Genomic DNA, 4570 nt, shown 5'->3' with positions numbered 1-4570 from the left:
GGATCTCGGGATGCATAGGGCAGGTCCAGATCGTGCCTTCGGGCGCCGCGACCGGCGGCGCTGGCGGGCCGAGATAGCGCTCGGGATCGGCGATGAATTTGGTCCGGCAGCCCGCGCTACAGAAATGATAGCGTTCACCGCCATGCTCGGCTTGATGCGCCGTGGTCGCCGGGTCGACGGTCATGCCGCAGACCGGGTCCTTGACGCCGGTCGCCGCTTTCGCGGCGCTGTGGCCGCCGCAGCAACCGCCGCCATGCGCCGCTCCATGTGTCTCGTTCATCGCCTTGCTCCTTTCGACGCCTGACGATGTAGGGTCTGACACCGTGTCAGGGTCAATACGTAATCGCCTAAGCGGACAAATCGGCGGGCCCGTTCGCCTGGCCGCCATCAGCCAAGGTCATTGGCAACCGTAAGGCCGTGGTCCTGCGCCGGTCGATGCGCCGTAAACAAGTCGATCGCGCCGGTGATGGTCAAAAGCCGAAACGTCTCGGCCACATGCCTGAAGCCGGCCGCCGCGATCAGGCCGGGGAGCACGCCGTCGGCATTGGGCCGGGTATCATCGATGCCATCGAGCCCCTGCACGGTCAGGCGGAAGGCGAGCCGCATGAGACCGTGCTGGCGGCCATAATCGGCGATCACCAGGCGGCCACCCGGGCGCAGCATGGCGAACATGGCGCGCAGGGTTGCCGCCTTCTCCCTGACCGGCATCTGATGCAGCACGAGACTCGACACGACAGCGTCGGCGGTGCCTGGGGCCACGTCCCTGGCAAATCCCTGACGCCAGTCGATATCGGCCTGCCGCGCAGCGGCCTTGTGCCGCGCGATGTCGAGCGCCTCGGCATCGGGATCGAGACCGATCACCTGCGTCCTGGGCTCGGCTTGCTTGAGCATCAGCGCGAAGCTGCCGGTGCCACAGCCGACGTCGACGACCGTCTCACCGGCTTTGGGCGCCAGGGCGGCGAGCATGGCGGCACGCCACCGCTTCTCCCGCGTCCACAGGCGGATCGCGCGATCATAGTCTTTCGTCGATCCGGTCCCGAGCGGCGGGGTGTAGGATTGCATTGGCTTCTCCCAACGCGAGGCGTCCGAAACGATAAGCTACATCGACATGGGCGGCGATAGTGTCCCCAGCCAGGCGACGAGCCCGAGAATGACGATCGCAAGACCGCCTTCGACGACGAGGCTCGCGCGCAGCAGCGCCTGCGCCCGTGGCGCGTCCTCTTCCTCGATCGCCTGCGCCAGTGCCGGGGTCAGGCGATAACGGTTGAGCGCGGCCAGGCCCAGCATGCCGGCGAACAGCAGCAGCTTGGCGATGAGCAGCAGGCCGTAGGTCGACTGCCCGAGCGAGGCGACGTTGCCCGGGCCGACCAGGAACCAGCCGTTCACCGTCCCGGTCAGGATCAGCAGGGCGACGATGATCGTGCCGACGAGGGAGAAGCCCCGCAGGGCTTCCTCGGCGAGCGTGATCCGGTCCATGTCTTGAGCGGCGAGATCATCGGTTGCGAGCCTGGGAAGTACCAGCGCGAGGAAGGCGGCAAGCGCGCCGACCCAGGCGCCGGCGGCGAGCAGATGGATGAGATCGGCCAGCAGTTGCAGCCAGCCCGCCTCGCCTTCGCCGGCCGCGCCATGCCCGCTCCAGGCGAGGGTCGCGAGCGCGACCGCGCCCGCCAGAGTGGAGGTGATAAAGGCAGGACGGGATTGCCGGCGATACAAGGGGATGCAGAGCAGAAGAACGAGGAGCGCGACGAGGCGCGCCTTCAGCGCCGTTCCCATGGAAGTGCCGTTGAACAGCTCTGCGACCATGGAAAGATCAGGCTGGGCGAGTGGCAGCCCGGTCATCGCCGCAGCCTGCAACGCGAACCCCAGCGCCGACAGCAAGAGGGCGAGACAGGCGAGACCGGCCACCATTGCCGCCATCGGCAGATGCCGCTGCACCATCCGGCCGCCGCCGGGCGCATAGAGCGCGAACAGCGGCAGGCCGAACAGCAGGCCGAGATCGACGTAGAGCGCCCAGCGGACGGCGACGAGTGCCACGTCGTTCATGGCTTCACTTGACGGTAAAGGCGAGATTGCCCTGGATGCGGTGCGTGTCGGGCGTGACGACGTGCCCGGCGACCTGATAGCTGCCCGCCATGAGCGGCTTGTCGAGCGCCAGCTCGAGCGTCTTGTCGCCTTCGACGGACGTCTTGAAGCCGGTTACCGCCATGCGGTGGTTGGGCATGCCGGGCATGCCGGTCATCACGATCTCGGCGCCCGACAGCTTCGGCATCAGACCTTCACTGAAGGTGAGCGTGATACGCGACGGCGCCGGGACGCTGGCGTTGGCGGCGGGCGTCGAGGACACGAGCTTGGGATGGGCGTAGGCCGGAGCCGAAACACTCAGGCCGACGGCGGCGATGGCTGCGAGGGGCGAAAAGAAGCGCATTTGGACATTCTCCTGTCAGTGACATGAGAGAATACGCAGCCGCGACCTGCACCCCTCGCAATTTTCTTTTTGTTCCCGGACAAGGGTTACAAGACCACCCTGCGTATTGAGAAGTGAAGACGGAGAAACATCATGGACCACCTCGACGACATGCTCAGCCGGTTGCGCAATGCCCCGCTCGATCCCCGGCTTGCCGGGCTGGACAGCCGCGTCATGGCCGAGATTGCCCGGCTCCAGGCCATGCCCCGCCTGAGCGCCACGACATTCGGCATCGCCGCGGCAGCGGCCTTGTTCCTGGGAATTGCCGGCTCGGCCGTGCCTGTGCGGTCGACCGAGGCCGGGCCCATATCGCCCTTTGACGCGCGGCTCGCGCTCGCTCCTTCGACGCTGCTGAGTTCACGATGATGCGCGATCGTCGGGGCCTTGTCCTTCTCGTGCTGCTAACCTTCGTTGCGGCCGTGGCAGGGGTCGTGATCGGCCGGCTCTATGTCGTGCCGACGCCCCCTGTCGAGAATGAGCTGCACGACCTGCTCCATCGCGATCTGAAGCTGGACGGCGCCCAACATGCACGTCTCGAGTCTATCGAAGCGCGATATGCGATCCGCCGACAGGCTCTGGAAGCCGAGCTTCGGGCCGACAATGCCTGGCTCGCGCAGGCCATCAGGTCGGAACATGGCTATGGGCCTCAGGTCTCCGCCGCCGTCGACCGGTCACACCAGGCGATGGGCGCGCTGCAGAAGGAAACGCTCGAGCATATCTTCGCGATGCGTGCGGTGCTCCGCCCCGACCAGACGGTGAAATTTGACGACGCCGTCGTGAAAGCGCTGACGGCCGAGAAAAAATGACGCTCCACCTCCCCGACTGCTCGGACGGGGAGCTTGCGGCTCTGGCGCTTGGAGGCCGGCAAGCGGCCTATGGCGAGCTGGTCCGCCGCCATCAAGGCTGGGTGCACCGGCTCGTGCGCAGCCATGTCGGGAGCGGCGACGAAGCGCTCGACGTGACCCAGGCGAGCTTCGTGGCCGCCTTCGCCGCGCTGAAACGCTATGACGCTGCGCGACCTTTTCCGGTCTGGATGTCGCGGATCGTCATCAACAAATGCCATGACTGGCGCCGCCGCCGCGCGGTCCGCAACTTCTTTTCGCACGCGCTCTCGTTGGGGGAAGCCGAACATGTCGTCGACGAGGCGCCGCTGCCCGACCAGGCGATCGGCGCCGAGCAGCAGCTGGCAGAGGCCATGAAAGCGATCGCCGCCCTCCCCGCATCGCTCAAGGACACACTCGTCCTGCGGACGATCGATGAGAAATCGGAAGCCGAAACCGCCGAGATTCTCGGCATCAGCCAGAAGGCAGTCGAGACCCGACTCTACCGCGCCCGGGCGCGCCTCGCGGAAAGTTTGAAGAAAGTTTGAGGGGCACGCGGGCGGGCTGCGTATTTCCAATAGGTCCGCCCTCTTTCCGCAAGCTGAGACAAACCGAATGATATCTGCTCTCGACCGCCGCCAGTTCCTTCGCGGCGCGGCCCTCGCCGGTGGTGGCGCCGCCTTGTCAGCCTGGCTGCCTGCCTGGGCGCAGACCATCTCGCCGGGGATGCGGCCGACGCTACCGACCGTGTCGGGCGAAGACATCACGCTGACCATCGCCCGGCAGTCGATGACCATCGACGGGCGCCAGTTCCGCGCAATCGGCGTCAACGGCACGGTCCCTGCGCCACTCATCCGGCTGCGCGAAGGCCAGCGCGTGCGGCTCAACGTCGTCAATCAGCTCGAGGAGGACAGCTCGATCCACTGGCACGGGCTGCTGGTGCCAGCCAAGCATGACGGTGTGCCGGGCGTCTCTTTCCCCGGCATAAAGCCTGGCGGCAGCTATCTCTATGATTTTCCAGTGATGCAGAGCGGCACCTACTGGTACCACAGCCATTCGGGCCTGCAGGAGCAGGAAGGCCATTACGGTCCGATCATCATCGATCCCGCCGGTGCCGATCCGGTCGCTTATGACCGCGAGCATGTCATCGTGCTCGCCGATCACAGCGCGCTCTCGCCGCAGGCGATCTTCCGGCGCCTCAAGGTCAACCCCGGCCATTTCAACTTCCAGCGCCAGACCCTCGCCGGGCTGCTCTCGGGCAAGGATCTGCCGCTCAAGGACCGTC

General features: G+C 66.3%; 8 protein-coding genes. 4 read left to right on the top strand and 4 right to left on the bottom strand.

Annotation, left to right across the window (positions count from 1 at the left end; translation table 11 throughout):
* The 4 genes from ACZ9HU_RS22380 to copC form a co-directional block, all read right to left on the bottom strand.
* A partial coding sequence (locus ACZ9HU_RS22380; RefSeq protein ID WP_476108083.1) for a YHS domain-containing protein occupies positions 1–280 on the bottom strand: 280 nt, incomplete at its 3' end.
* Positions 281–387: 107 nt separating this feature from the next.
* The gene (locus ACZ9HU_RS22375) at positions 388–1062 is read right to left on the bottom strand and encodes a class I SAM-dependent methyltransferase (protein WP_062787969.1); all 675 of its coding nucleotides are present in this window, start codon (positions 1060–1062) and stop codon (positions 388–390) included.
* Between the two features lie 36 nt (positions 1063–1098).
* A complete protein-coding gene (gene copD, locus ACZ9HU_RS22370; RefSeq protein ID WP_279727795.1) occupies positions 1099–2043 on the bottom strand; it encodes a copper homeostasis membrane protein CopD in 945 nt (314 codons plus the stop codon).
* A 4-nt stretch (positions 2044–2047) separates the two neighbouring features.
* Positions 2048–2425 (bottom strand): copper homeostasis periplasmic binding protein CopC, encoded by a 378-nt coding sequence (gene copC, locus ACZ9HU_RS22365; RefSeq protein ID WP_476108082.1) that lies wholly within the window; start codon positions 2423–2425, stop codon positions 2048–2050.
* 132 nt (positions 2426–2557) lie between these two features.
* On the opposite strand from copC, the gene ACZ9HU_RS22360 reads away from it, so the two are divergent.
* The 4 genes from ACZ9HU_RS22360 to ACZ9HU_RS22345 form a co-directional block, all read left to right on the top strand.
* Positions 2558–2830 (top strand): hypothetical protein, encoded by a 273-nt coding sequence (locus ACZ9HU_RS22360; RefSeq protein WP_476108081.1) that lies wholly within the window; start codon positions 2558–2560, stop codon positions 2828–2830.
* Positions 2830–3270 (top strand): periplasmic heavy metal sensor, encoded by a 441-nt coding sequence (locus ACZ9HU_RS22355; protein WP_476108084.1) that lies wholly within the window; start codon positions 2830–2832, stop codon positions 3268–3270. The genes ACZ9HU_RS22360 and ACZ9HU_RS22355 overlap by 1 nt, the downstream gene beginning before the upstream one ends.
* The gene (locus ACZ9HU_RS22350) at positions 3267–3833 is read left to right on the top strand and encodes an RNA polymerase sigma factor (RefSeq protein WP_476108080.1); all 567 of its coding nucleotides are present in this window, start codon (positions 3267–3269) and stop codon (positions 3831–3833) included. The genes ACZ9HU_RS22355 and ACZ9HU_RS22350 overlap by 4 nt, the downstream gene beginning before the upstream one ends.
* A 67-nt stretch (positions 3834–3900) precedes the next feature.
* Positions 3901–4570, top strand: a 670-nt coding sequence (locus ACZ9HU_RS22345; protein WP_476108079.1) for a multicopper oxidase domain-containing protein, incomplete at its 3' end; no start/stop codon positions are given.

The organism is Novosphingobium sp. Sphag1I (assembly GCF_056279125.1).
This window is presented reverse-complemented; position numbering and strand designations above follow the sequence as displayed.

What these genes read in the sequence shown, in the direction of transcription:
- ACZ9HU_RS22375 (WP_062787969.1), bottom strand. Translation starts at nt 1,062, where the DNA reads ATGCAATCCTACACCCCGCCGCTCGGGACCGGATCGACGAAAGACTAT.
- copD (WP_279727795.1), bottom strand. Translation starts at nt 2,043, where the DNA reads ATGAACGACGTGGCACTCGTCGCCGTCCGCTGGGCGCTCTACGTCGAT.
- copC (WP_476108082.1), bottom strand. Translation starts at nt 2,425, where the DNA reads ATGCGCTTCTTTTCGCCCCTCGCAGCCATCGCCGCCGTCGGCCTGAGT.
- ACZ9HU_RS22360 (WP_476108081.1), top strand. Translation starts at nt 2,558, where the DNA reads ATGGACCACCTCGACGACATGCTCAGCCGGTTGCGCAATGCCCCGCTC.
- ACZ9HU_RS22355 (WP_476108084.1), top strand. Translation starts at nt 2,830, where the DNA reads ATGCGCGATCGTCGGGGCCTTGTCCTTCTCGTGCTGCTAACCTTCGTT.
- ACZ9HU_RS22350 (WP_476108080.1), top strand. Translation starts at nt 3,267, where the DNA reads ATGACGCTCCACCTCCCCGACTGCTCGGACGGGGAGCTTGCGGCTCTG.